This window comes from Stenotrophomonas sp. STEN240 (assembly GCF_056756175.1).
In genome coordinates this window covers 1-23,894 of sequence record NZ_JBRRBO010000031.1, presented here as the reverse complement: position 1 = coordinate 23,894, position 23,894 = coordinate 1, and the positions used below count along the sequence as shown (strand labels likewise).

18 protein-coding genes are annotated in these 23,894 nt (G+C 64.6%); 6 read left to right on the top strand and 12 right to left on the bottom strand.

Annotated features, from left to right (window positions below; translation table 11 throughout):
* Positions 1-116: 116 nt before the first annotated feature.
* The 7 genes from ACVOKO_RS13490 to creB all read right to left on the bottom strand — a co-directional run bounded on the left by ACVOKO_RS13490 (position 117) and on the right by creB (position 9,159).
* Positions 117-602: a transcriptional repressor gene (locus tag ACVOKO_RS13490; RefSeq protein WP_346499421.1), complete on the bottom strand. Its 486-nt coding sequence runs from the start codon at positions 600-602 to the stop codon at positions 117-119.
* A 16-nt stretch (positions 603-618) separates the two neighbouring features.
* On the bottom strand, positions 619-2,019 hold the full coding sequence (gltX, locus tag ACVOKO_RS13485) for a glutamate--tRNA ligase (protein WP_346499420.1): 1,401 nt from the start codon (positions 2,017-2,019) through the stop codon (positions 619-621).
* A gap of 670 nt (positions 2,020-2,689) precedes the next feature.
* Positions 2,690-4,282 carry a M20/M25/M40 family metallo-hydrolase gene (locus tag ACVOKO_RS13480; RefSeq protein WP_346499419.1) on the bottom strand — a complete coding sequence of 531 codons (1,593 nt, stop codon included), beginning with the start codon at positions 4,280-4,282 and terminating at the stop codon, positions 2,690-2,692.
* Positions 4,283-5,107: 825 nt separating this feature from the next.
* A complete protein-coding gene (locus ACVOKO_RS13475; RefSeq protein WP_346499418.1) occupies positions 5,108-5,521 on the bottom strand; it encodes a hypothetical protein in 414 nt (137 codons plus the stop codon).
* 67 nt (positions 5,522-5,588) lie between these two features.
* Positions 5,589-6,935, bottom strand: coding sequence for a cell envelope integrity protein CreD (gene creD / locus ACVOKO_RS13470; RefSeq protein WP_346499417.1), 1,347 nt, complete (start codon positions 6,933-6,935; stop codon positions 5,589-5,591).
* Between the two features lie 82 nt (positions 6,936-7,017).
* Positions 7,018-8,454, bottom strand: a complete 1,437-nt coding sequence (creC, locus tag ACVOKO_RS13465; protein ID WP_346499416.1) for a two-component system sensor histidine kinase CreC — start codon at positions 8,452-8,454, stop codon at positions 7,018-7,020.
* Between the two features lie 3 nt (positions 8,455-8,457).
* Positions 8,458-9,159, bottom strand: a complete 702-nt coding sequence (gene creB / locus ACVOKO_RS13460; protein ID WP_346499415.1) for a two-component system response regulator CreB — start codon at positions 9,157-9,159, stop codon at positions 8,458-8,460.
* Between the two features lie 150 nt (positions 9,160-9,309).
* Between creB and ACVOKO_RS13455 the strand changes: the two genes are divergently transcribed.
* The 4 genes from ACVOKO_RS13455 (at position 9,310) to ACVOKO_RS13440 (ending at position 15,280) form a co-directional block, all read left to right on the top strand.
* The gene (locus tag ACVOKO_RS13455) at positions 9,310-10,167 is read left to right on the top strand and encodes a 23S rRNA (adenine(2030)-N(6))-methyltransferase RlmJ (RefSeq protein WP_346499414.1); all 858 of its coding nucleotides are present in this window, start codon (positions 9,310-9,312) and stop codon (positions 10,165-10,167) included.
* 96 nt (positions 10,168-10,263) lie between these two features.
* Positions 10,264-10,809, top strand: a complete 546-nt coding sequence (locus ACVOKO_RS13450) for a GNAT family N-acetyltransferase (protein WP_346499413.1) — start codon at positions 10,264-10,266, stop codon at positions 10,807-10,809.
* A gap of 139 nt (positions 10,810-10,948) precedes the next feature.
* Positions 10,949-14,563 (top strand): transcription-repair coupling factor, encoded by a 3,615-nt coding sequence (gene mfd / locus ACVOKO_RS13445; protein ID WP_346499412.1) that lies wholly within the window; start codon positions 10,949-10,951, stop codon positions 14,561-14,563.
* 96 nt (positions 14,564-14,659) lie between these two features.
* Entirely contained in the window at positions 14,660-15,280 is a 621-nt protein-coding gene (locus ACVOKO_RS13440) for an HD-GYP domain-containing protein (protein ID WP_346499411.1), read from the top strand.
* 72 nt (positions 15,281-15,352) lie between these two features.
* On the opposite strand, the gene ACVOKO_RS13435 is transcribed toward ACVOKO_RS13440, so the two are convergent.
* Genes ACVOKO_RS13435 through ffh form a run of 4 tightly spaced genes read right to left on the bottom strand, consistent with a single transcriptional unit; the run spans position 15,353 to position 18,864 of the window.
* Positions 15,353-16,147, bottom strand: a complete 795-nt coding sequence (locus ACVOKO_RS13435) for an aminotransferase class IV (protein WP_346499410.1) — start codon at positions 16,145-16,147, stop codon at positions 15,353-15,355.
* Entirely contained in the window at positions 16,144-17,217 is a 1,074-nt protein-coding gene (locus ACVOKO_RS13430) for an NAD(P)H-dependent flavin oxidoreductase (protein ID WP_346499409.1), read from the bottom strand. Before ACVOKO_RS13430 ends, ACVOKO_RS13435 begins: the two co-directional genes overlap by 4 nt.
* Positions 17,218-17,250: 33 nt before the next feature.
* The gene (locus ACVOKO_RS13425) at positions 17,251-17,478 is read right to left on the bottom strand and encodes a hypothetical protein (RefSeq protein ID WP_346499408.1); all 228 of its coding nucleotides are present in this window, start codon (positions 17,476-17,478) and stop codon (positions 17,251-17,253) included.
* Between the two features lie 6 nt (positions 17,479-17,484).
* The gene (gene ffh / locus ACVOKO_RS13420; RefSeq protein WP_346499407.1) at positions 17,485-18,864 is read right to left on the bottom strand and encodes a signal recognition particle protein; all 1,380 of its coding nucleotides are present in this window, start codon (positions 18,862-18,864) and stop codon (positions 17,485-17,487) included.
* Between the two features lie 110 nt (positions 18,865-18,974).
* On the opposite strand from ffh, the gene ACVOKO_RS13415 reads away from it, so the two are divergent.
* The gene (locus tag ACVOKO_RS13415; protein WP_346499406.1) at positions 18,975-19,766 is read left to right on the top strand and encodes a cytochrome C assembly family protein; all 792 of its coding nucleotides are present in this window, start codon (positions 18,975-18,977) and stop codon (positions 19,764-19,766) included.
* A gap of 223 nt (positions 19,767-19,989) precedes the next feature.
* Here ACVOKO_RS13415 and radA read toward each other — a convergent pair whose 3' ends face one another.
* Entirely contained in the window at positions 19,990-21,372 is a 1,383-nt protein-coding gene (radA, locus tag ACVOKO_RS13410) for a DNA repair protein RadA (RefSeq protein ID WP_346499405.1), read from the bottom strand.
* A 132-nt stretch (positions 21,373-21,504) separates the two neighbouring features.
* On the opposite strand from radA, the gene ACVOKO_RS13405 reads away from it, so the two are divergent.
* Positions 21,505-23,565, top strand: a complete 2,061-nt coding sequence (locus ACVOKO_RS13405; RefSeq protein ID WP_346499404.1) for a putative bifunctional diguanylate cyclase/phosphodiesterase — start codon at positions 21,505-21,507, stop codon at positions 23,563-23,565.
* The last annotated feature ends 329 nt before the right edge of the window (positions 23,566-23,894 follow it).

Sequence of the window (23,894 nt, the reverse complement as noted above, 5' to 3'; positions counted from 1 at the left end):
TTCGCGGCTTATGCCGCTTCCACAAAAGAACAGAGGGCTACGAGATTTCAGCCTTGTTGGAGCGGCACCTTACCCTCACCCCAACCCCTCTACCGCCGGGAGAGGGGCTTTGAGCTTCACCCTGCGCAGTTCGCGCAAAGGCCATGTACTTCCAGCGTCTGTGCCTGCGGCTTGAAACCCAGCTCCTTGGCGCGGGCTTCCAGCTGGCGGACGATGTCGCGATCCTCCAGCTCCACCGCGCTATGGCAACGGTCGCAGATCAGGAACGGCACCGAATGCTGGTTGCTGCTCGGGTGATGGCAGGCGACAAACGAGTTGACCGATGACAGCTTGTGCACGAAGCCATTGGCCATCAGGAAATCCAGCGCGCGGTACACGGTGGGTGGCGCATCGGCGCCGACACCCTTGCCTTCGCGCACCCATTCCAGCAGTTCGTAAGCCTTGACCGGCTTGCCCGCCTCGGCGATGAGGCGCAGCACGTTGGCGCGGATCGGCGTCAGCCGCAAACCGCGCTCACGGCACACCCGTTCGACCACCGCAACAAAATCCGCCGCGTCTTCAACGTGGTGATGCGGGGCGGTACAGGAGTGTGCGTCGGTCATGGCTACCTCGTCCGAATCAGGCCGTCGGGATCTTGATGAGTGCGGCGTCGATGCGTTTCAAGGCCTCGTCGCGGCCGGCAAGGTACACCGTATGGGAAATATCCGGGCTCACCTGGGTGCCGGTGATGGCCACGCGCAGCGGCTGGGCTACCTTGCCCATGCCGATTTCCAGCTGTGCGGCCACCTCGTGCAGGGCCGCCGACACGCCTTCGGCAGTCCATTCAGCCGCGGCCAGCAGCTCGCGGGCCTTGCCCAGCGGAACCTCGGCGCCAGCCTTGAAGTGCTTGGCCACCGCGGCTTCGTCGTACTCGTTCAGCGGGGTGTACCAGACCACGGCCTTCTCGGCCATTTCCTTCAGGGTCTGCACGCGCTCGCGCAGGGCGATGACCACGTCAACCGGCGCCGGGCCGTTGCCCAGGTCCAGACCCAGCTTTTCCAACTGGTAGACCAGGTGCGGCGCAATGGATTCAGGCGTTTCGGTCTTCAGGAAGTGCTGGTTGACCCAGCCCAGCTTGGCCATGTCCAGGCGCGCGGCCTTGGAATTGCAGTTGGTGACGTCGAAAAGATCAATCAGTTCCTGGCGGGTGAAGATCTCCTGGTCACCGTGCGACCAGCCCAGGCGGGCCAGGTAGCTCAGCAAGGCCTCGGGCAGGTAGCCGGCGTCCTTGTACTGCATCACGTCGGCCGCGCCGGTGCGCTTGGACAGCTTGGCGCCCTGCTCGTCCAGGATCATCGGCATATGGCCGAACTTGGGCACCGGCGCGCCGATGGCTTGGTACAGGTTGATCTGGCGCGGGGTGTTGTTGATGTGGTCATCACCGCGGATGACTTCATTGATCTTCATGTCCCAATCGTCGACCACCACCGCGAAGTTGTAGGTGGGGTAGCCGTCCGGGCGGAAGATGACCATGTCATCGAGCTCGCTGTTGGCGATTTCGATGTTGCCCTTGATCAGGTCATCGAACAGCACCGTGCCTTCAAGCGGGTTCTTGAAGCGGATGACGCGGTTCGGGTCGTCCTTGTAGGCCAGCTTGAGCTCGCGGGCGGCCCCGTTGTAACGCGGCTTCTCCTGCTTGGCCATGGCGGCTTCGCGCATGGCGTCGAGCTCTTCCTTGGTCTCGTAGGCGTAATAGGCCTTGCCGTCGGCGATCAGCTGCTCGGCCACTTCCTTGTAACGGGCGACGCGCTCGGTCTGGTAGATCGGGCCTTCGTCATAGCCCAGGCCCAACCAGTCCATCGCCTCGAGGATGGCGTCGATGGCGGCCTGGGTTGAGCGCTCACGGTCAGTATCTTCAATGCGCAGCACGAACTCACCGCCACGGTGGCGCGCTTCCAGCCAGCAATACAGCGCGGTGCGGGCGCCACCAATATGCAGGTAGCCGGTGGGACTGGGGGCAAAGCGGGTACGGACGGTCATGACGGGCGCAGAAGTGGGAATCGGGGCATTTTACCTCTTCCCCCCTGCCGGTGCTTCGAACCCGCTTCAACCGCCAAGCAGCGCCCCGGCTTTAGCCCCTCTCCCGCCTGCGGGAGAGGGGTTGGGGTGAGGGCCGCTCTAACTCTAGCTTTAGCTCTAGCTCTGGCTCTGGCTTCAGCTCTGGCTTCAGCTCTGGCTTCGGCCCTTGCCGCTGCTCCAGCCTTTGCCTTACCGGGCCCCTTCCGCAGCGACGGAGCTGGCAGACAAGACCCCGCATGGGGCGACGCACAGGGATGTGCGTCGTTTTTCGACGAGACAGGGATGTCTCGTCGAAAAATCCTGCCAGCGCAGTGGACCCGCGCTGCGTAGCTGCGTGGGCGCGGAGGCAGGGTGTGCTTTCTTTTGGTTACTTCTTCTTTGCACAAGCAAAGAAAAGTGACTCGTTCCCGTAGGGGAGCGAAAGCTCTTGATCTTGATCTTGATCTTGCTTGTCAACGAGACAACAAAGCGCCAGCAACAACAAGAGCCAAAGCTCCCCCCATCCGCCCTTCGGGCACCTTCCCCCGCAAGCGGGAGAAGGGAGACATCGAGCATTGCTTGCTCTGCCCCAAAAGCAGAAGGGCCGCAAAGCGGCCCTTCCCAAATCAGCACTACGCGCCAGCTGCCAGACTCACTTCTCCAACAACGGCTTGCGCGGGAACCGCTCCTCGCGCATCGCAGCGTTGTAAACGAACGACGCCACAATCGCCGCCGCCTGCTTCAGATCCTCCGCCTCGGCGTGATCCCAGGTATCCAGATGGCTGTGATGCACATTGCTGAAGTAATCCAGACGATCCTGGATGAACTGGAAGCCCGGCAGACCCACCCGGTCATAACTGATGTGATCGGTGCTGCCGGTATTGCGCGTGGCCACCGTGGTCGCACCCACATCATTGAACGGCTTCAACCATGCCTCGAAGATCGGCATCGCCGCCATGTTTTCCTGCGCATAGATGCCACGGAACCGGCCCGAACCATTGTCCATGTTGAAGTAGACCTGGAACTTGTCGTAATCACGCAGCTTCTGCAGCGGACCGGTCGGCTCACGCAATGACGCCGGCAGCGCCTTCTGCACCGCATCGGTCGGCTCCGGGTAACGCGCGAAATGCTGCGCCACATATGCCTGCGAACCAATCAGGCCCTGCTCCTCACCACTCCACAGACCCACGCGGATGGTGCGTTTGGGCTTGGCGCCCACCGCCTTGAGGATGCGCATCGCTTCCATCATCACCGCCACGCCCGCAGCGTTGTCAGCGGCGCCGGTGCCGGTGTGCCAGGAGTCCATATGCGCGCCCAGCATCACGATCTCGTCGGCCTTGCTGCTGCCACGGATCTCGGCCAGCGTGTTGTGACCTGGCTGATTGGTGTCGTCGGTGAAGCGCGCATCCACGTTGACCCGCAGCGTTACCGTCTGCTTGTCCTTGAGTGCCCGCACCAGCGGATTGAAATGCTCGGCGATCATTGCCAGTTCCGGAATGCCCACCGACTCGCCAGCCTTGCGCGAACCACCGCCGGCCACACGGATGATGCCGTTGTCCCAACCGCTGATGCTGATCGACGCCAGCGCGCCTTCTTCGATGAAGAACGCATTGACCGCCTTGGTCAGCTCCTGCCGCTCGTTGAACTCCTTGAGCCGCTTTGCGCGGTCCTCTTCCGCCGTCTTGGGAATGGTGAAGGCCTGCAGGCCTTCCAGCGAGGTTGCATCGTGACGGTGCGAATCGGACTCGGTGCCGCGCTTGTATTCGCGCGCATCACCCAGCAGCAGGATCTTGCCACGCAGCTTGCCCTTGTACTTCTCAAGGTCGGCCAGCTTCTTGATATCGACCTGGATCAGCTCACCTTCCACCGCGCCATTGGTGCCCGGCGTCCACGCCTTGGGCAGGGCATGCAGCGGCTGGACGCGCTGGCCCAGCATCTCGACACTGGCCGAGGTGAACTCCCAGCCACGGCCGAAGTCCTCGAAGGCCTCGTCGTGCACATTGACCAGGCCCCACTCGTTGAACTTGCCACGGCTCCAGGCATTGGCCTGGGTCATGGCCGGCGAATTACTCAGGCGCGGGCCGATGGTTTCGGTCAGATGGCTGAAGGTATCCATCACCTGCGAACGATGGAAAGCTTCCTGGCGGATCTTGCTGACCATGTCCAGATCCACCTGCTCAGCCGCCTGCGCCGTAGCGCTCACCGCCAAACCCATGCACAACGCCAACAATCCCCGCTTGATCATGCTTTCCCCGGCCTAAGGCCCAATTGCCAACAAAGCGTCGAGTCTAGCCAGTGAACTGCAGCTGCCGAGTCGGCCAATGGTCATGGTTCAGCTATAACGGCGCGATTCAGTCCGCAGGGTCGCCAGCACTTGCGCCAGCGCTGGCTGCACCCGACTTTGCCGATCACGGCCATTGCTCTGACTGTTGCTGCTCTCGCTGCTGCTGTTGCTGTTGCTGCTGCTCTTGCTGCCGCTCTTGCTGCGACTCTTGCTGTTGCTCTTGCTGTTGCCTTTGCTGTTGCTCCCGCCTTTGACTTACCGGGCCCCTTCCGCAGCGACGGAGCTGGCGGACAAGACCCCGCACGGGGCGACGTGCAGGACGCACGTCGTTTTTCGACGATACAGGGATGTATCGTCGAAAAATCCTGCCAGCGGAGTGGACCCGCGTCGCGTAGCGGCGTGGGCGCGGAGGCAGGGTGTGCTTTCTTTTGGTTACTTCTTCTTTGCACAAGCAAAGAAAAGTAACTCGCTCCCCGCAGGGGAGTGAAAGCTCCCGCTCCGGCTCCGGCTCCACCTCGACTATAGCCAGCAGCAACACCAAAGCTAAAAGCTCCCCTCATCCGCCCTCCGGGCACCTTCTCCCGCAAGCGGGAGAAGGGAAGCGTCATGCAGCCCCACTTGCTGAAGCGTCATTCCGCCCTCCGCGCACCTTCTCCCGCAAGCAGGAGAAGGGAAGCGTCATGCAGCCCCACTTGCTGAAGGGTCATTCCGCCCATCGGGCACCTTCTCCCGCAAGCAGGAGAAGGGAATCGTTATGCAGCCCGGCTTGCTGCCGCCAACCGCCCCTCACTCCCACCACCCGTAAACCACCATCCGCTCCACCGGCAGCACCACAAACCATGAGCGGCCATCTTGAGCAACAGCCGAATACCCAGCCCCATGCGTCTTCGGCAGCGCGTCCATAGCCACTGTCGTCCCGCACACATCGTCATCAATATCCAGCGAACAACCCGCCGCAAACGCCGAATACACCCAATCCCCAGCCTCGAAATACCGCAGCCCCTTGCGCCGGATCGCCAACGCCGTCGACAACGACAAGCGCAGCGCCACAACCCCCTGCGCCTGCTCACTTGCAAACACACTGCCCAGCAACACCCGCTCCACCTGCCCTGGTGCCATGCCGAAGTGCAACAAGCCGCAGGTCTCGATACCCGCCGGCAACAAACGCTGCGCACGGCGATGGATCAATGCACGATTCATGTCATTCCTCCTTACGAAAGAGGCGGGATGGCCAATGCCACCCCGCCCCGTCATCGCAACCGTCCAATCAAGCCTGCTTGTTCACCGCACGATTGCTCAGCTCGTACCAATCCACCTTGCGGGTGATCCACATGATCGCCGCCAGGATGCCGAACAGCAGCAGCGAGCCCATCAGCAACGCGTTGTTCTCCGAGACCAGCAGCACATACAGCACGCCGTACAACATCGTCAGCATCGTCGCGAAGCCGACACCGCGCTTCCAGCTATGCAATACGCCGCTCAGATAGAAACCCTGCAGGCCTATACAGGCCGCCGCCGCGATCAGATACGCCTGCCAGAACGCAATCTGCTCGGACAGGCTCAACAGCAGCAGGAAGAAGATCGCCAACGCCAGGCCCACCAGCAGGTACTGCAGCGGGTGGATCTTCAACTGCTTGATCAGCTCGAACAACGCAAAGCCAACGAAGGTCAGCAACACGAACAGGATGCCGTACTTGCTGGCCCGGTCCACCTGCGTATAGGTGTCCACCGGGTCCACCAGGGCCACGTTGAGGACCTCGACATTGCTGCCGTCACTGCGAATGGCCTGAGCCAGCTGCGACTGCGCCGCCGACGCCAGCGAAGACACCGCCCACTCCGCCTTGAAACCGCTGGTATCGATGCTGCGCTCGTTGGGCAGGAAGCTGCCGCCGAACAACGGGTGCTGCCAGGTCGAAGACAAGGAAACCCGGGTATCGTCACCCACCGGCGCAATCGCCAACGAACGGGTGCCGCCAAGCACGAATTCCAGTTCCACCTTGCTGCCCTCGCGCAACACGCCCTGCATCGAGTCCGGCAGTGGCGACAGCGTTGCATGCAGGCCCTTGGAAGTTCCCTCCAATACCCCGGCGCCCGGCTTCAACTGGATCGCTCGGCCGTCGACGCGCAGGTTCGGCGTGCCAACAAGACCGCGTACGTCGGAGATGCCCATGGCCAGATACGGGTTGCCATAGGTCCGCCCCGGCACCGCGACATAGCTGGTTTCGGCGAACTCAGCCTGCAGCTTGGCCTGCCAGTTGTAGACCGGCACCTTGAACAGCCCCACGGTGCGCTCATCGGTGCGCATATTGCCCTGCACGTTCAAGCGCGTCGGCATCTGCAGGTCATAGCCGCCTTCAACACGCAGCTCGGTCCGGCGCGGCTTGTCTCCTTCGGCGGGAATTTCAACTTCGCGCTGCTGGGTCCACGGCAGCACCCGTACCGGGCCAATCAACGACTGCTCGCCGGCCCAGCTCTGCGACACCCGTTCGACCGCCTCGTCGCGGTAACGCTCACGCTCGTTGATGGTGCTGCGGATCAGCACCAGGGGAATCAGCAGCAACAACACCAGCCCGCCGACAATGGCGAAGCGCAACAGCAGTTTCAGGGAAGTCATGTCCCGTCCTCGTGTGGAAACGGGACCAGCTTGGACGCGACCGGTGAACGGGGTTTGTGCCGAGTTTGAAGCGAATGTGAAGTCAGCCCGCCGGTAGCAGCAGGCTGGCCTCGGCGCCGCCTTCCGGGTGGTTGCACAGCGCCGCGACGCCGCCATGCAGGCGCGCCACCTCGGCCACGAACGGCAGGCCCAGGCCGGAACTGCGCTGCCCGCTGCCCGGCCGCGCCAGTGAGTAGAAACGCTCGAACACGCGGTCCTGCGCGTATTCCGGCACGCCCGGTCCGCTGTCGCGTACCGCGATGCGCCAGTTCGGCCCTTGCCGCTGCAGGCCCACCACAATGCGGCCGCCGGGCGCGGAGAACGCGATCGCGTTGTCCAGCAGATTGGACAGCGCCTGCCGCAGCAGGAAGGCATCGCCCTGCACCAGCGCCTGCTCCGGCAACGCTGCATCCAGCTCGATCTGCCCTGCCTGCAGGCGTGGCGCCGCGTCCTCGGCCAGCGCGCGGCAGACCGCTACCAGATCCACCGCGCTGCGCCGTTGCAGCCATCCGTGCTGCTCCACTTCGGCAAGCCGCAGCAGCTGGTCGATGGTTTCAGTGAGGCGCCGTTCCTGCTGCACGATATTGGCGGCGAAACGCTGACGATCGGCTTCCGGCAAGGGCTCCTGCAGCAGCTCGGCGGCACCGCGTATCGCCGCCAGCGGGCTCTTCATTTCGTGCGTGAGCGACTGCACGTACTGCTCGACGTAGGCCTTGCCTTCCAGCTTGCGGCGCATGGTTTCCAGCGCTTGGCCAAGGTCGCCTATCTCATCGCGGCGGCGCTTGGGTGGCGGCACCGGTTCACCGGCGCTCACCGCCTTGGCATAGCGGCTGAGCCCGCCGATGCCGCGCGACAGCCACCAGGTCATCAGCAGGCCGATCAACGCCGACAAGCCGATCAACCACGCGCCGCGCGCGATTATGGCGCGCTGGCTGGCAACGATGAAGGGATCGATGGTGTCATTGGGCTGCGACAGCGTCAGCACGCCGATCAGGGTGCGGCCGTCGGCCGGGTCGTACATCGGCGCCGCCACATGCATCACGGTATTGATTTCTTCGCCCGGAATTTCCGGGCTGGAGCGCGCGCCATACTCACCGCGCAAGGTCTTGTAGACATCATTCCAGCGTGAGTTGTCGCGGCCCACGTCCTGCCCGCGCGAGTCGTAAACCACTATTCCCTGCGCATTGGTCACCGTCACCCGGTAGTCGATGCTGCGCTTGGGGAAGCGCCACACCATCGCCTTGGGATCGCGGCGCTGGGCAGTGGCCAGGCGCGCGGCGAAGTCACCATCGCCGATATGCCCGGCTTTGAGATCCGGTGCCGCCATCACCGCCAGCACATTGGCCGCATCCACCAGGGTGGATTCCATGGCCTGGCGCACGCCGGGCTTCACCTCATTGACGAACACCCGCATCACGAAGAACGCGGCGATGCCGACAATCAGGAAGAATCCCAAAAATATCTTCAGCCCCAGCCGCATCAGTCACACATCCAGCGCGTAGCCGACGCCACGATGGGTGCGAATCGGCTCGCCCTGTGCACCGGCCGCACGCAGCTTGGCGCGCAGGGTTTTGACGTGGGTATCGACCGTGCGGTCGGTACTGTCGCTGGTGTGGTCCCAGCCGCGTTCCATCAGCTGCGCCCGGCTCAGGATGGCCCCGGGCCGCTGCAGCAGCGCCGCCAGCAAGGCGTATTCGTAGCGGGTCAGGTCCAGCAATACTTCCTCGTAGCGGATGCGCCGGCCTTCCTGGTCAATGCCGAAGCGGCCCAGCTGCTTCCAGCCACCCGGCTCGGCCGCGACCGGCGCAGCGGGGGCGGCACGGCGCAGGCGCGCACGCACCCGTGCCACCATCTCGCGCGGCGAGAAGGGCTTGGTCACATAGTCATCGGCGCCCAGTTCCAGCCCCAGTACGCGGTCGAACTCATCGTTGCGGGCGGTCAGGAAGATCACCGGCACCTGGCTGAAAGTGCGCAGTTCACGGCAGACCTCGAAGCCGCCCAGGTCGGGCAGGCCGACATCCAGGACCACCACATCGGCCCCGTCCTGGCGCAGCAGCGCCAGGGCCTCACGGCCCAACGCACAATGGCTGGCGCTGTAGCCCTCGCTGCGCAGCGCATAAAGCAGGGTGTCGGCGATGGCGGCCTCGTCTTCGACGACGAGTACCCGGGCAGGTTGGCTGGACATTGCATCAGCATAGCCGCCCTTGCCGCAGACACCAGCCCTGCCCTGGCGGTGGCGGTGGACAGGCGCCTGAAACCCCCGCCAGCGGGCAGCCGGTCACCCGCCACGGCAATCAAAACGCGCACGCAACGCTGCAGCCCGTAAACTTCGCCGATGAATTATCGCCACGCCTTCCACGCCGGTAACCACGCCGACGTTCTCAAGCACATCGTCATGTTGGCGATGATCGACGCACTCAAGCACAAGGACTCGCCGTTCTTCGTGCTGGACACGCATGCCGGCCGCGGCCGCTACCTGCTGTCGGCCGAGGAAAGCCGCAAAACCGCCGAGATCGATGACGGCGTGCTGCGGCTGATGACCACCCCGTCCCTGCCGGAAGTGGTGGAGCAGTACCTGCGGGCCGTGCAGGCCGACAACCCGGTCGGTGCGCTGATTTCCTACCCCGGCTCGCCGCTGCTGGCCGCCCGCGCCCTGCGCGAACAGGACCGCATGGCCGCCTGTGAGCTGCAGAAGGACGAAGTCGCTGCGCTCAAGCAGCTGTTTGCCCACGACCGCCGGGTACAGGTGCACGCTGGCAATGGCTACGAGGCCATCCGCGCCTTCATCCCGCCCAAAAGCGGCGAAACCAAGATTGGCCGGGCATTGGTGCTGATCGACCCGCCGTACGAAGTGCAGGATGCCGAGTATCCGCAAATCATCTCAACGCTGCGTGAGATTTTGACGCGCATGCCGCAGGCACAGTGCGCGGTCTGGTATCCGATCAAACAACGCCGCACCCTGCAGCCGTTTTTCCGCAAGGCGGCCTCGCTGCCGGCCAAGTCGGCGCTGATCACCGAGCTGATGGTGCGGCCCGATGACTCTCCCTTGCGTCTGAATGGTAGCGGGATGCTGCTGCTGAACCCGCCATGGCAGTTTGAGAAGGTGCTGGCCCCGGCATTGCCCGTCCTGAAGCAGTATCTGGGCGAAACCGGCGCATCGACTCGGATGGAGTGGCTCAAGACGCCCGAATGACGGGCGTCCCCGGCAGTCTGCACCTGCTTTTGACCGCGTTCACAGTACATAGCACCCGCGGTGACAGAATCAGGCGACTTTGGAGGAAACGTAGTCATGGCCACTCGCAATCGCATGCCCCCGTGGCATGAAAATTTCAAGGCACCCAGCGGCCGTGAGCTGCTGATCCGGCCGATACGCCCCGAAGACGGTGCACCGCTGCAGGGCGCATTTGCCCTGTTCGGGCCGGAAGAGGTGCGCGACAAGTTTCTGCAGTCGGTCGAATCGCTATCCGATGAGACGGCCCAGCGCTTGACCCACCCCAATCCAAAGACCGAAATCGCATTGGTGGCGGCCGAGCCGCTGCCTCCGGGCGAGGCATTGGTAGGCGCTGTCGCCCGCGCCTCCATCATTCCCGGCACCCGCGATGCCGAGTACGCCATCCTGGTCAGCCGCTTCCTGGCCGGCCAGGGCCTGGGCCGCCAGCTGATGCGCAAGCTGGTCAAATGGGCACGCGGCAAGTATTTGGACCGCCTGTACGGCGACATTGCCCAGGACAACGAGCCAATGCTGCAACTGGCCGCATCGCTGGGCTTCAAGCAGGTCCCCCACCCCGCAGCCGCCCCCGGGCTGGTGCGGATGGTGCTGGAACTGGCCAACTAGCCCCGGGCTTCACGCTTGCACGACAGGCGCCGGCAAGGCGCCTGTCGGCTTTCCGGCCGGCCCTGCGGGCGGCCGACGCGCATAAGCCAGACCACGCTCAACGAGGCGACAAGGTCGCATCTGGTAAAATTCGCGGTTCATGTCGTCTATCACCTACCCCATTCCGCCGCTGCCCCGTTCGGGCCAGCTCCGCGCCTGGTGGCGCGCTCCGGCTTCCAGCAGCGCGCTGGCCTGGCATGTCGCCTGCGCTGCGCAGGCGCATGACAAGCCGTTGCTGTTGGTTACCCGCGACAACCACAGCGCGCATCAGCTGGTGGCTGACCTGCAGACGCTGCTGGGGGCAAACAGCCCGCTGCCGGTGGTGCCGTTCCCGGATTGGGAAACGCTGCCCTATGACCAGTTCAGCCCGCACCCGGACATCATTTCGCAGCGCCTTGCCGCCCTGCACCGCTTGCCGACGCTGAAACAAGGCATCGTGGTTGTGCCGGTACAGACCCTGCTGCAACGTCTGGCCCCGCTGAGCTACATCGTTGGCGGCAGTTTCGACCTGAAGGTCGGCCAGCGCCTGGACATGGACGCTGAAAAGCGCCGCCTGGAAAGCGCCGGCTACCGCAACGTCGCGCAGGTGATGGACCCGGGTGATTTCGCGGTGCGTGGCGGCCTGCTCGATGTCTATCCAATGGGCGCCGATGCGCCGTTGCGCATCGAACTGCTGGACGAGGACATCGACTCCATCCGCGAGTTCGACCCGGAATCGCAGCGCTCGCTGGAAAAAGTGACTGCGGTGAAGATGCTGCCCGGTCGCGAAGTGCCGATGGACGAGGCCAGCCTCAACAAGGTGCTGGCCACGCTGCGCGAACGCTTCGACGTGGATACCCGGCGCAGCCCGCTGTACCAGGATCTGAAAGCCGGCCTGCTGCCTTCGGGCATCGAATACATGCTGCCGCTGTTCTTCAACCAGACCGCGACCTTGTTCGACTACCTGCCGGACGGTTTCATGACCGTGCTTGGCGTCGGTGTGGGTGAGTCGTCCGCTGCGTTCTGGCTGCAGACCAACAGCCGTTACGAGCAGCGCCGCCACGATATCGAACGGCCGCTGCTGCCGCCGGAAGAGATCTACCAGTCGCCGGACAGCCTGCGCGAGCAGCTCAACAAGCTGCCGCGCGTGGAAGTGTGGGCGGCCGATCATCCGCGCATCGCCGAGGCGCAGGCCCTGGGCGACCAGCCGCTGCCGCCGTTGCCGGTAGCCGCCAAGGATGCGCCGGCTGGGCAGGCGCTGAAATCCTTCATCGAACACTACCCTGGCCGGGTGCTGATCGCGGCCGATTCGCCGGGACGGCGTGAGGCGTTGTTGGAAGTGCTGCAGGCGGCTGATCTGCGGCCTGAGGTTGTGGCGAGCTTCAACGACTTTCTTCCTTCCCCCATCGGGGGGAACAACGGGCCTGCCCCCGCGAAGACGGGGGTGGCTGAAGGATCGGATGGCGAAAAACAAAGCAAGAACAAGAGCGCCCTCACCCCAACCCCTCTCCCGCAGGCGGGAGAGGGGCTTAAGAGCAAAGCGGGGCTCAGCAGGTTCGCCATTACCGTTGCGCCGCTGGATGACGGTTTCGCGCTCAGCGAGCCGGCACTTGCCGTGCTTACCGAGCGCCAGCTGTTCCCCGAACGTGCTGGCCAGGCGCGGCGTACGCGACGGGCCGGGCGTGAGCCCGAGGCGATCATCCGTGACCTGGGTGAGCTGACCGAAGGCGCGCCCATCGTCCATGAGGATCATGGTGTCGGCCGCTACCGTGGTTTGATCGCGATGGACGTGGGCGGCATGCCCGGCGAATTCCTCGAGATCGAATACGCCAAGGGCGACCGCCTGTATGTGCCGGTCGCTCAGCTGCACCTGATCAGCCGCTACTCCGGTGCCTCGCCGGAAACCGCGCCGCTGCATTCGCTCGGTGGCGAGCAATGGGCCAAGGCCAAGCGCAAGGCCGCCGAAAAAGTCCGCGACGTTGCCGCCGAATTGCTGGAAATCCAGGCCCGTCGCCGCGCCCGCGCCGGCCTGGCGCTGGATATCGACCGTTCCATGTACGAACCGTTCGCGGCCGGCTTCCCGTTCGAGGAAACCCCCGACCAGCAGGCCGCGATCGAAGCCACGCTGCGCGATCTGCAGTCCAGCCAGCCGATGGACCGCGTGGTCTGCGGCGACGTCGGCTTCGGCAAGACCGAGGTTGCACTGCGCGCCGCGTTCGCTGCGGCCAGTGGCGGCAAGCAGGTCGCGGTACTGGTGCCGACCACGCTGCTGGCCGAACAGCACTACCGCAACTTCCGCGACCGTTTCGCCGATTACCCGCTGCGGGTGGAAGTGCTGTCGCGCTTCAAGAGCACCAAGGAAATCAAGGCCGAACTGGACAAGGTCGCCGCCGGCACCATCGATGTGATCATCGGTACGCACCGGCTGTTGCAGCCGGACGTTAAGTTCAAGGACCTGGGCCTGGTCATCGTCGATGAAGAGCAGCGCTTCGGTGTGCGCCAGAAGGAAGCACTCAAGGCGATGCGTGCCAACGTGCATCTGCTGACGCTCACCGCAACGCCGATCCCGCGCACCTTGAACATGGCCATGGCCGGGCTGCGTGATCTGTCCATCATCGCCACCCCGCCGCCGAACCGTCTTGCGGTCAAGACCTTCATCACCGCCTGGGACAACGCGCAGCTGCGGGAAGCCTTCCAACGTGAGTTGTCGCGTGGCGGCCAGCTGTACTTCCTGCACAACGATGTGGAAAGCATGGGCCGCATGCAGCGCGAGCTGTCCGAGCTGGTGCCCGAAGCCCGCATCGGCATGGCGCATGGGCAGATGCCCGAGCGCGAGCTGGAGCGGGTGATGCTGGATTTCCAGAAGCAGCGTTTCAACGTGCTGCTGGCCAGTACCATCATCGAGTCGGGTATCGACATCCCCAACGCCAACACCATCATCATCAACCGAGCCGACCGCTTCGGCCTTGCGCAGCTGCACCAGCTGCGTGGCCGCGTTGGTCGTTCGCATCACCGCGCCTATGCCTACCTGCTGGTGCCGGACAAGCGCTCGATCACCCCCGACGCGCAGAAGCGCCTGGATGCCATCGCCTCGATGGACGAGCTGGGTGCCGGCTTCACCTTGGCCACCCACGATCTGGAAATCCGCGGTGCCGGCGAGTTGCTAGGCGAGGACCAGAGCGGGCAGATGGCCGAGATCGGCTTCAGCCTGTACACCGAGCTGCTGGAACGTGCGGTGCGCTCGATCAAATCCGGCAAGCTGCCCGATCTGGATGCCGGCGAAGAACCGCGCGGCGCCGAAGTCGAGCTGCATGTACCGGCATTGATTCCGGAAGACTATCTGCCCGACGTGCACACCCGCCTGACCTTGTACAAGCGCATCAGCTCGGCACGCGACAGCGAACGCCTGCGCGAGCTGCAGGTGGAAATGATCGATCGCTTCGGCCTGTTGCCGGATCCGGTCAAGCACCTGTTCGCCATCGCCGAGCTCAAGCTGCAGGCCAACGAACTGGGCATCCGCAAGCTGGAGCTGGGCGAGAACGGTGGCCGCATCGTGTTCGAGAGCAAGCCCAACATCGATCCGATGGTGGTGATCCAGCTAATCCAGAGGCAACCCAAGCTCTACCAAATGGATGGCCCCGACAAACTGCGCATCAAGCATCCGTTGCCGGAAAGTGCCGACCGTTTCAACGCCGCACGCGCGTTGCTGACCACGCTGCACCCCGGGCGCGCCTGAACGAAAAATCTCGTGAAGATTGCGTGAAAATGGAAGGGCGTTGAAAATAACGCCCCCCCATTTACGCTCGCAGCCGTCCCCCCCGGCTCCGTTCCCATGTCTCCCATCACCACGCCTGTGGGCCTGTCGCTTCCACCCGAGGACAGCTCTTGTGCCATCGACGTATTGGCAGCTGCGCTGGATCAGCGCGACAGCTATACCGACCACCATTGCGATCGCGTCTCCCAGCTTGCCCAGGCCATGGGCAAACGCTGCGAATTGTCCGAGGAACGCATCGGCCATCTCGTGCTCGCCGCGCGCTTCCACGATGTCGGCAAGATCGGCATCCGTGACGACGTGCTGCTCTATCCGGGCAAGCTGGACGACGACAAGAAGTCCGCCATGCGCTCGCATCCGGAACGCGGCGCGCGGCTGTTCGCCGCCACCGGCCGCAGTGATGCCAAGGCTGTGGCCACCTTGATCCGCCACCATCACGAAGCCTGGGATGGCAGCGGCTATCCGCATGGCCTGCAGGGCGAAGACATCCCACTGGAATCACGCATCCTGACCATCGTCGATGGCTTCGATGCGATGACCTCACATCGCCCCTATCGCGATGCGATGGCTACCCAGCGTGCAGTCGAGATCCTCGCCAATGATCGCGGCCGGTTGATCGATCGCCGCTTGTTCGGCGAGTTCATGGGACTGCTGCGCGGCGATCCTGCACCGGCGGCCTGAGCAGCCGCATCACAGTACCGACGACATCCAGGCCTTCGCGTTCGGCAGATCGGCATGGATGCCGCGGCAGCTTCAGAGCCGCGCCCAGGGTATCTGCGCCAAGGCGGTCCTGAGCAGATCCAGCAAGGCCTGCGACTGCTGCAGCCGCTGTTCGCCGATGGCCGCCAACGGCCAGATACCCGAGGCATTGAACGCCACCGCGCCACTGAACCGCGACAGGTCCGACAGCCGTACTTCAAGCGGCAACTGCGGCTGCTCCAGCACGCCCAAACCATCCATCAGCAAACGCTCGGCACTGCCACGCAGCGCCTGGGCCTGCGGCCAATACACCTGCGCTCCGTCCCAGAACGCCAGGTTCCAGGTTGTGCCCTCGCTGATGCGTCCCTGCGCGTCGACAAACAACGCATCGTCGAAACCCTGCTGCAAGGCCTGCCGGCGCAGTTGGAACAACGGGAACGTGCCCACGTGCTTGATATGCGCCAGGTCACGCTGATACGGCACTGGCAACACCGTGCGCGCCTGCGGCGAGACCTGTGCCGGCGCGCCGATGCCGATCAGCACATCTACCGGCACCGTGCGCAGCGGATGGCGGAAATCGAACTGTCGCGAGAACACGGTGATGCGTACCGAGGCATCGCCTGCATCCAGCTGCAGCAACGCCTGCCGCAACCACGTCAGTACCTGGGGGGCGTCGAATTCAACAGCAAACAGCTCCTGCGTGCCCTGTTGCAGACGGGCCTGATGCAGCGCCCAACCCTGCGCCGCATGGTCGCGAACCTGCAGGGAGGTGAAGTGGCCGTAATTGACCAGCGCGGCGCTCAGTGCCCCGGCATCGGCGAGTTGACCGTTGCAGAACAGCACCGTCATGGCAGCGTCTGCGCCTGTGCCCACATCGAACGCAGTATCTGCGCGGCTGGCGCGCGCTTGGCCATCCATGCCGATTGCCCTGCCCAGGCCTGCATTGCTTCCAGCGTGTTGCCGGTATTGGCCTGGCGGCGCATGCCGGCGGTGAGGCCACGCTGCACTGGATACGGCTGTGGAGGCGGCGCACCCGGAGCTTCCGCTGCGCGCACATAGGCGGTTTCCAACGCCCGACCGAGCCGGCCACTGAAGGCGCGGGTAGCACGGGTGGCTTCCGGTTCCGCCAACGCCAGCGCCTGCTTCCAGGCGGCGGGAATATCGGATTCTTCGGCAGCCAGAAACGCGGTACCCACCTGCACCGCGCTGGCACCGAGCATCAACGCTGCGGCAACGCCGCGTCCATCGGCAATGCCACCGGCGGCAATCACCGGTATCTGCAGGCGGTCGACCAGACGTGGCAGCAGCGCGAACAGACCGATGGTCTGCCGTTCGGCCTGCGCTGCGTCGAACGCGCCACGGTGGCCACCGGCCTCCATGCCCTGCGCAACCACCGCATCGGCGCCGGCGGCCTGCGCCTGCAGCGCCTCATCCAGGGTGGTGACGCAGGCGAACCAGGCAATGCCAGCCGCATGCAGGCTGTCCACCTGTGCAGGCGAGAACAGGCCCATGATGGTCGAGGCCACCGCCGGGCGTGCGGCAATCAGCGCGTCGAGCTGGGCCTGGAAATCCGCCGGGCCGGCATCGCCGGCGGCCAGCGGCACCGGCGGCCCCCACTGTGCAAGAAAATCGCGGGTCGCCGCTTCAGCAGCGGGATCACGCCGTGGCGCCGGATCCGGCACCCATAGATTCACCTGCGCCGGGCCCTGCGACTGCTGGGCGAAGGCATCCATCCATTGGCTGATCTGTTCGGGCGTGGACAGCACCGCGCCCATCGCGCCCATGCTGCCGGCATTGGCGACAGCGACCGACAACGGCAGCGGACAGGCGCCAGCCATCGGTGCCAACAGGATCGGTAGTTCAAGACCAAAACGCTGACAGAACGCCTCGGTGCGGGCGGAGATGATCGCGTTGTGCATGGCGGTGACTGTGCCGCCGGGGCCGGCCCCAACTCAAGCAAACGAGAGGGCGTAGGGACGCACCAGCTGGCAGTCCATCTCTTGGTTGATAGTGGAGTTCACATACTGGCCGTCATCGGCGGTGAAATCCACCTGAAAAAGCGAGCGGCCGATGCCGGCACCCGCTTCGTCCACTGCAGGCGCCATTGCGGCGCCCGAGCGAGTGAGGTTGCCGCAGATCGCACACGCGGCGTTCTGCAGCAACCAGCGCGCTTCAACCAAGCGCGCTCAACGGAACGGCAGGCCGCCCTTGCCACCCATGGCGCCGAGCATGCCCTTCATGTTGCGCATCATGCCCTTCATGCCGCCACCGGCCAGCTTGCCCATCATCTTTTCCATCTGCATGTACTGCTTCATCAGCTTGTTGACGTCGGCCGGCTGGGTGCCGGAGCCGCGCGCGATGCGGGCACGACGCGAACCATTGAGCAGGCCCGGGTTGCGACGCTCCTTCTTGGTCATCGAGCCGATGATGGCGATCATGCGCGGCACTTCCTTGCTCTGGCTGACCTGCGCCTTGAGGTGCTCGGGGATCTGGCCCAGGCCCGGCAGCTTGTCCATCAGGCCGCCAATGCCGCCCATGTTCTGCATCTGCTCCAGCTGGTCGCGCATGTCGTTCAGATCGAACTTCTTGCCCTTGGCGACCTTCTCGGCCAGCTTCTGCGCCTTGTCCTTGTCGACCTGCTGCTCAACCTGCTCCACCAGCGACAGCACGTCGCCCATGTCCAGGATGCGGCTGGCCACGCGCTCCGGGTGGAACACGTCCAGGCCGTCGACCTTTTCACCGGTGCCGGTGAACTTGATCGGCTTGCCGGTGATGTAGCGCACGCTCAGCGCGGCGCCGCCACGGGCATCACCGTCGGTCTTGGTCAGCACCACGCCGGTCAGCGGCAGCGCCTCACCAAAGGCCTTGGCGGTGTTGGCCGCGTCCTGGCCGGTCATGGCATCGACCACGAACAGTGTTTCGGCCGGGTTGACCGCAGCGTGCAGGGCCTTGATCTCGGCCATCATCGCTTCGTCGATGGCCAAGCGGCCGGCGGTATCGACCAACAGCACGTCGACGAACGACTTGCGTGCGTCATCGATGGCGGCGCGCACGATGTCCACCGGCTTCTGGTCCGGGCTGGACGGGAAGAACAGCACATCGACCTGCTCGGCCAGGGTCTTCAACTGCTCGATGGCGGCCGGACGGTAAACGTCGGCGGAAACCACCATCACCTTCTTCTTGCGCTTTTCCTTCAGGTGCTTGGCCAGCTTGCCCACCGTGGTGGTCTTGCCCGCACCCTGCAGGCCTGCCATCAGGATGATGGCCGGCGCCGGCACATTGAGGTTCAGGTCGGTGGCCTGCGAGCCCATGACGGCGGTCAGCTCGTCGCGCACGACCTTGATCAGGGCCTGGCCCGGGGTCAGCGATTTGAGGACTTCCTGGCCGACCGCGCGGACCTTGATCTTTTCGATCAACGCCTGCACCACCGGCAGGGCCACGTCAGCCTCAAGCAGGGCGATGCGCACCTCGCGGGTGGCCTCGCGGATGTTTTCCTCAGTCAGGCGGCCGCGGCCGCGCAGGCGCTCGATGGTGCCGGAAAGGCGCTGGGTCAGTGACTCGAACATGCGGCGGAACCTGCGGAAATCGTGGAAACAGAGACAGCAAGTATAGCGGCCAGTCGCCATCGCCGCCGGTTCACGTCGCCAGCGGCGGGCCTGTATGCGAAACTGCATCGATGACAATCGTTCTCATCGCCGCCCTGCTCTATCTGGTGTCCACCGCCCTGCTGGTCCGTGGGCTGGCCGGGGACGGCAGCCCACCGCCGCGCAACTGGCTGCCAACGGCCATCGGCGCGGTGCTGCTGCACGCCGGCTACCACCTGATGGTGGCGCTGAAAACCGCCGGCGGCCCGGACATGCACTTCTTCGCGGCACTGTCGCTGGTCGGGCTGGGCATGGCGGCCTTGACCGCCGTGGTCGGCGCACGCGGGCGGATGTCCGCGCTGGGCGTGGTGGTATTCCCGATGGCGGCGATCCTGCTACTGGCCTACCACGGCTACGGCCATGCGCCGAGCAAGCTGCTCGGCTGGCGCCTGGCTACCCACGCCTGGCTTGCGCTGCTGGCCTACGCCACGCTGAGCGTGGCGGCCCTGCTCGCGATCATGCTGTGGCTGCAGGAGCGGGCGCTGCGCCGCCGCGACTTCCGCCCGTGGCTGCGCGCCCTGCCGCCGCTGGCCGACCTGGAGACCCTGTTGTTCCGCACGATCACGGTCGGTTTCTGCCTGCTGACCCTGACCCTGCTGACCGGCGTGCTGTTCGTCGACAACCTGTTGGCGCAGAAGCTGGTGCACAAGACCGTGCTCAGCGTGCTGTCGTGGATCGTTTTCGGCACCTTGCTGATTGGCCGCCGCCGTTACGGCTGGCGCGGCAGCAAGGCCGTGCACTGGACCCTGACCGCGATGGCGCTGCTGTTGCTTGCCTTCTTCGGCAGCCAGTTCGTGATCGAGCTGGTACTGGGCCGCGGCTGAGACCTGACTTGTAGTGCCGAGCCATGCTCGGCAGAGGCCTTCCCAGCAAAGCATCGGCCCACCTGCATCTTGTGGGAGCGGCGTAAGCCGCGAAGCTGGCAGCAATGAAATTACAGGCACCTTTGGATCGGATCGACCATCAGCTTCGCGGCTTACGCCGCTCCCACAAGCTGGATCGTTGGTAAGGCCCCTGCCGAGCATGGCTCGGCACTACAGTCGCTGCTCATTCCATCGCGGCTTCCAGCGCCTGCGACAGCCGCTCCACCGCGATCACTTCCATGCCCTTCACCGCACCGGCCTTGGGTGCATTGGCCTTGGGCACGATCGCGCGCTTGAAACCATGCGTTGCGGCCTCACGCAGGCGATCCTCGCCGTTCGGCACCGGCCGGATCTCACCGGACAAACCCACTTCCCCAAAGGCAATGGTCTTCTCCGCCAAGGGCCGGTCCTGCAGCGAGGACAGCACCGCCAGCAGCACCGGCAGATCCACCGCGGTTTCCTGCACGCGGATGCCGCCGACCACATTGACGAATACGTCCTGATCGCCGACCAGCACGCCACCATGGCGATGCAGCACCGCCAACAGCATCGCCAAGCGGTTCTGCTCCAGGCCCACCGCCACGCGCCGTGGATTGGACAGCGGCGAGGAATCAACCAGCGCCTGCACTTCCACCAACAACGGCCGGGTGCCCTCGCGGGTCACCATCACGCAGCTGCCGGGCTGGCGGGTGCTGCCACCGGACAGGAAGATTGCCGACGGATTGGGGACTTCCTTGAGCCCCTTCTCGCCCATCGCAAACACGCCCAGCTCATTGACCGCGCCGAAGCGGTTCTTGAAAGCGCGCAGGATGCGGAAGCGGCTGCCGCTTTCACCTTCGAAATACAGCACCGCATCGACCATGTGCTCCAGCACACGCGGGCCAGCGATGCCGCCTTCCTTGGTGACGTGGCCGACCAGGAACACGGCGGTGCCGGTTTCCTTGGCAAAACGCACCAGCCGTGCCGCACTCTCGCGCACTTGGCTGACCGAGCCGGGCGCGGCGGTCAGCGCCTCGGTCCACAGCGTCTGCACGGAGTCGGCGACGATCAACTTGGGCTTTGACTTCATCGCATGCTGCAGGATGCTTTCGACGCCGGTTTCGGCCAGCGCGTTGATGCCTTCCAGCGGCAGATCCAGGCGCACCGCGCGGCCGGCCACCTGCGAAAGCGATTCCTCACCGGTGACGTACAGCACCGGCAGCGTGCCCGCCATCTTGGCCACGGCCTGCAGCAGCAGCGTGGATTTGCCGATACCCGGATCACCGCCCACCAGCACCACCGCGCCTTCCACCAGGCCGCCGCCCAGCACCCGGTCAAACTCGCCGATGCCGGTGGACACGCGCAGATGTTCGGTCTGCTGCACGTCTTTCAGCGCGGTGATCTTGGGCGCTTCCACCTTGCCGGCCCAACCGCTGCGGCGCGACGCCGGTGCCTTGGCGGCGGCCGCGGTTTCCAGCACGATCTCGCTGAGCACGTTCCAAACGCCGCACTCGGTGCACTGGCCCTGCCACTTGCTGTACTCGGCGCCGCATTCACTGCAGACGTAGGCGCTGCGGGTCTTGGCCATGGAAATTCCTATCTGCGTTAGCGACGCAGGATAGCCCACCGATGTCGCAAAGGCTGCGACAACTAAAGTCCCTGCCGATGCTGCCGCTATGCAAGCGGGGCTTTGCCCCGTCTCGACGTTCCAGGAATTCGCATGATCGGCAGTTACAACCAGAGCCTCGTTGTCGTCTCGTTGCTGGTGGCGATACTTGCCGCCTACACCGCTCTGGACATGTCCGCGCGCGTGGCCAACAGTCAGAGCCGGCGGGCGGCGCGCATCTGGCTGGTGGGCGGCGCAGCAGCAATGGGGCTGGGCATCTGGTCGATGCACTTCATCGGCATGCTCGCCTTCAAGCTGCCCATCCCGGTGGGCTACGACCTGCTGCTCACCGGCTGTTCGCTGGCGGCCTCGGTCGCTGCATCCATGTATGCGCTGTGGCTGGTCTCGCGGCAGCGGCTGTCGGCCGCGCGCCTGCTGGCTGGCGCGGTGCTGATGGGCCTGGGCATCGCCGCCATGCACTACATCGGCATGGCGGCAATGCGGATGCAGCCGGGCATCGACTACGACCCGTGGTGGTTCAGCGCCTCGCTGCTGATCGCCATCGGCGCTTCGGCTGCCGCCTTGTGGATCGCCCAGCGCCTGCGCCATCAGCAGAAACGGCTGCTGCCGATGCGCCTGCTGGCGTCGCTGGTGATGGGCGTGGCCATCGTCGGCATGCATTACACCGGCATGGCTGCCGCGCGGTTCCCAGCCGGCGCCATGTGCGGTGCCATCAGTGATGGCGGGCTGGATACCCACCTGCTTGCCGGGCTGGTCATCGTCACCACCATCGCCACGCTGACGGTCGCGCTGCTGGCCTCGGTTTTCGACGGACAGATGCGCCTGCGCACCGGCCTGTTGGCCCACTCATTGGCAAACGCCAACGAAAAACTGGTGCAGGCCGCCCTGCACGATCCGCTGACCCAGCTGCCCAACCGCGTCCTCCTGCAGGACCGTATCGAGCGTGCCATCGAAAAGGCCGCGCGCCGTGAATTCGGCCTGGCGCTGATGTTCTGCGACCTGGACGGCTTCAAGAACGTCAACGATGCCTACGGACACCAGCTCGGCGACCGCCTGTTGGTGCAGTTCAGCAAACGGGTCAGCACGCTGCTGCGCAACCAGGACACCTTTGCCCGGCTCGGCGGCGACGAATTCGTGATCGTGATGGCCATCGACTCACCCGATGACGCGGCCTTGATGGCCGAGCAGATCAGCACCGCCATCAACGAACCGTTCCTGATCGACAACGCCGAGCTGCTGGTCAGCACCAGCATCGGCATCGCCCTGTACCCGGAGGATGCCAGCAGCGAACGCGAGCTGATGGCGCATGCCGACGCGGCGATGTACCACGTCAAGCAGAGTGGGCGAAACGGCCATGCGTTCTTCACCTCGACCATGCAGGCCGGCACCCGCCAGCGTCTGCGCCTGCTGCAGGACCTGCGCCGCGCCATCGCCCGCAACGAACTGCTGCTGCACTACCAACCCAAGTTCCCCGCCGGCGGCAGCCGTGCCAACGGTGCTGAAGCGCTGCTGCGCTGGAACCACCCGGAGCTGGGCATGCTGTCACCGGACGTGTTCATTCCCATCGCCGAGCGCAGCGGCCTGATCATTCCCATCGGCGAATGGGTGCTGGATGCCGCGTGTGCGCAGTTGCGTACCTGGCATGACGCCGGCAATGCGGACTGGTCGATGGCGGTCAATCTGTCGCCGCTGCAGTTCGCCTCACCTACGCTGGTGGAGACCGTGCGCGCTGCACTGCAGCGGCACGCCCTGGACCCCCGCCAGCTGACCCTGGAAGTGACCGAAAGCACCGCGATGAAGGACGTGGACGCCAGCCTGCAGATGCTCGAAGCCCTGACCGCGATGGGCGTGCGCATTGCCATCGATGACTTCGGCACCGGTTATTCCAGCCTGCTCTATCTCAAGCGCATGCCGGCCGCCGAGTTGAAGATAGATCGCGCCTTTGTACGTGATCTTGAACACAACGCCGAAGATGCGGCGATTGTGTCTTCGATCATAGCGCTGGGGCGTTCGCTGCAATTGCAGGTGGTTGCCGAAGGTGTGGAAACTGAGGCGCAACGCGAGTTCCTCGGCGCGCTGGGTTGCGACGTACTGCAGGGCTACCACCTCGGCCGGCCGATGGCAGCAGCCGAGTTCATCAGCAGCAACAGCTGAAGCGGCTTTTCTTCTTTGTGGGAGTGGCATAAGCCGCGAAGCTCGAAGACCATCAGCGCAGAGCCCCTCCCCTACGCCCTCGGCACAAGCAACGAAACGGTAGTGCCGAGCCATGCTCGGCAGAGGCTTTCCTAAAATTTCGTCAGCAGTTGTAGGAGCGGCGTAAGCCGCGAAGCTGATGGGTCAGCAGATCCCAGAGGAAACGATCACGTAACGGACGTCAGCTTCGCGGCGTACGCCGCTCCAACAAACGCCTGCAGGCCAAAGCTTTGTCGGGAAGGCATCTGCCGAGCATGGATCGTCACGAAACAAAAACAAAAAACACAATG

Excerpts from the sequence above, each read along its gene's own strand:
- ACVOKO_RS13490 (WP_346499421.1), bottom strand. The coding sequence starts at position 602 with ATGACCGACGCACACTCCTGTACCGCCCCGCATCACCACGTTGAAGAC.
- gltX (WP_346499420.1), bottom strand. The coding sequence starts at position 2,019 with ATGACCGTCCGTACCCGCTTTGCCCCCAGTCCCACCGGCTACCTGCAT.
- ACVOKO_RS13480 (WP_346499419.1), bottom strand. The coding sequence starts at position 4,282 with ATGATCAAGCGGGGATTGTTGGCGTTGTGCATGGGTTTGGCGGTGAGC.
- ACVOKO_RS13475 (WP_346499418.1), bottom strand. The coding sequence starts at position 5,521 with ATGAATCGTGCATTGATCCATCGCCGTGCGCAGCGTTTGTTGCCGGCG.
- creD (WP_346499417.1), bottom strand. The coding sequence starts at position 6,935 with ATGACTTCCCTGAAACTGCTGTTGCGCTTCGCCATTGTCGGCGGGCTG.
- creC (WP_346499416.1), bottom strand. The coding sequence starts at position 8,454 with ATGCGGCTGGGGCTGAAGATATTTTTGGGATTCTTCCTGATTGTCGGC.
- creB (WP_346499415.1), bottom strand. The coding sequence starts at position 9,159 with ATGTCCAGCCAACCTGCCCGGGTACTCGTCGTCGAAGACGAGGCCGCC.
- ACVOKO_RS13455 (WP_346499414.1), top strand. The coding sequence starts at position 9,310 with ATGAATTATCGCCACGCCTTCCACGCCGGTAACCACGCCGACGTTCTC.
- ACVOKO_RS13450 (WP_346499413.1), top strand. The coding sequence starts at position 10,264 with ATGGCCACTCGCAATCGCATGCCCCCGTGGCATGAAAATTTCAAGGCA.
- mfd (WP_346499412.1), top strand. The coding sequence starts at position 10,949 with ATGTCGTCTATCACCTACCCCATTCCGCCGCTGCCCCGTTCGGGCCAG.
- ACVOKO_RS13440 (WP_346499411.1), top strand. The coding sequence starts at position 14,660 with ATGTCTCCCATCACCACGCCTGTGGGCCTGTCGCTTCCACCCGAGGAC.
- ACVOKO_RS13435 (WP_346499410.1), bottom strand. The coding sequence starts at position 16,147 with ATGACGGTGCTGTTCTGCAACGGTCAACTCGCCGATGCCGGGGCACTG.
- ACVOKO_RS13430 (WP_346499409.1), bottom strand. The coding sequence starts at position 17,217 with ATGCACAACGCGATCATCTCCGCCCGCACCGAGGCGTTCTGTCAGCGT.
- ffh (WP_346499407.1), bottom strand. The coding sequence starts at position 18,864 with ATGTTCGAGTCACTGACCCAGCGCCTTTCCGGCACCATCGAGCGCCTG.
- ACVOKO_RS13415 (WP_346499406.1), top strand. The coding sequence starts at position 18,975 with ATGACAATCGTTCTCATCGCCGCCCTGCTCTATCTGGTGTCCACCGCC.
- radA (WP_346499405.1), bottom strand. The coding sequence starts at position 21,372 with ATGGCCAAGACCCGCAGCGCCTACGTCTGCAGTGAATGCGGCGCCGAG.
- ACVOKO_RS13405 (WP_346499404.1), top strand. The coding sequence starts at position 21,505 with ATGATCGGCAGTTACAACCAGAGCCTCGTTGTCGTCTCGTTGCTGGTG.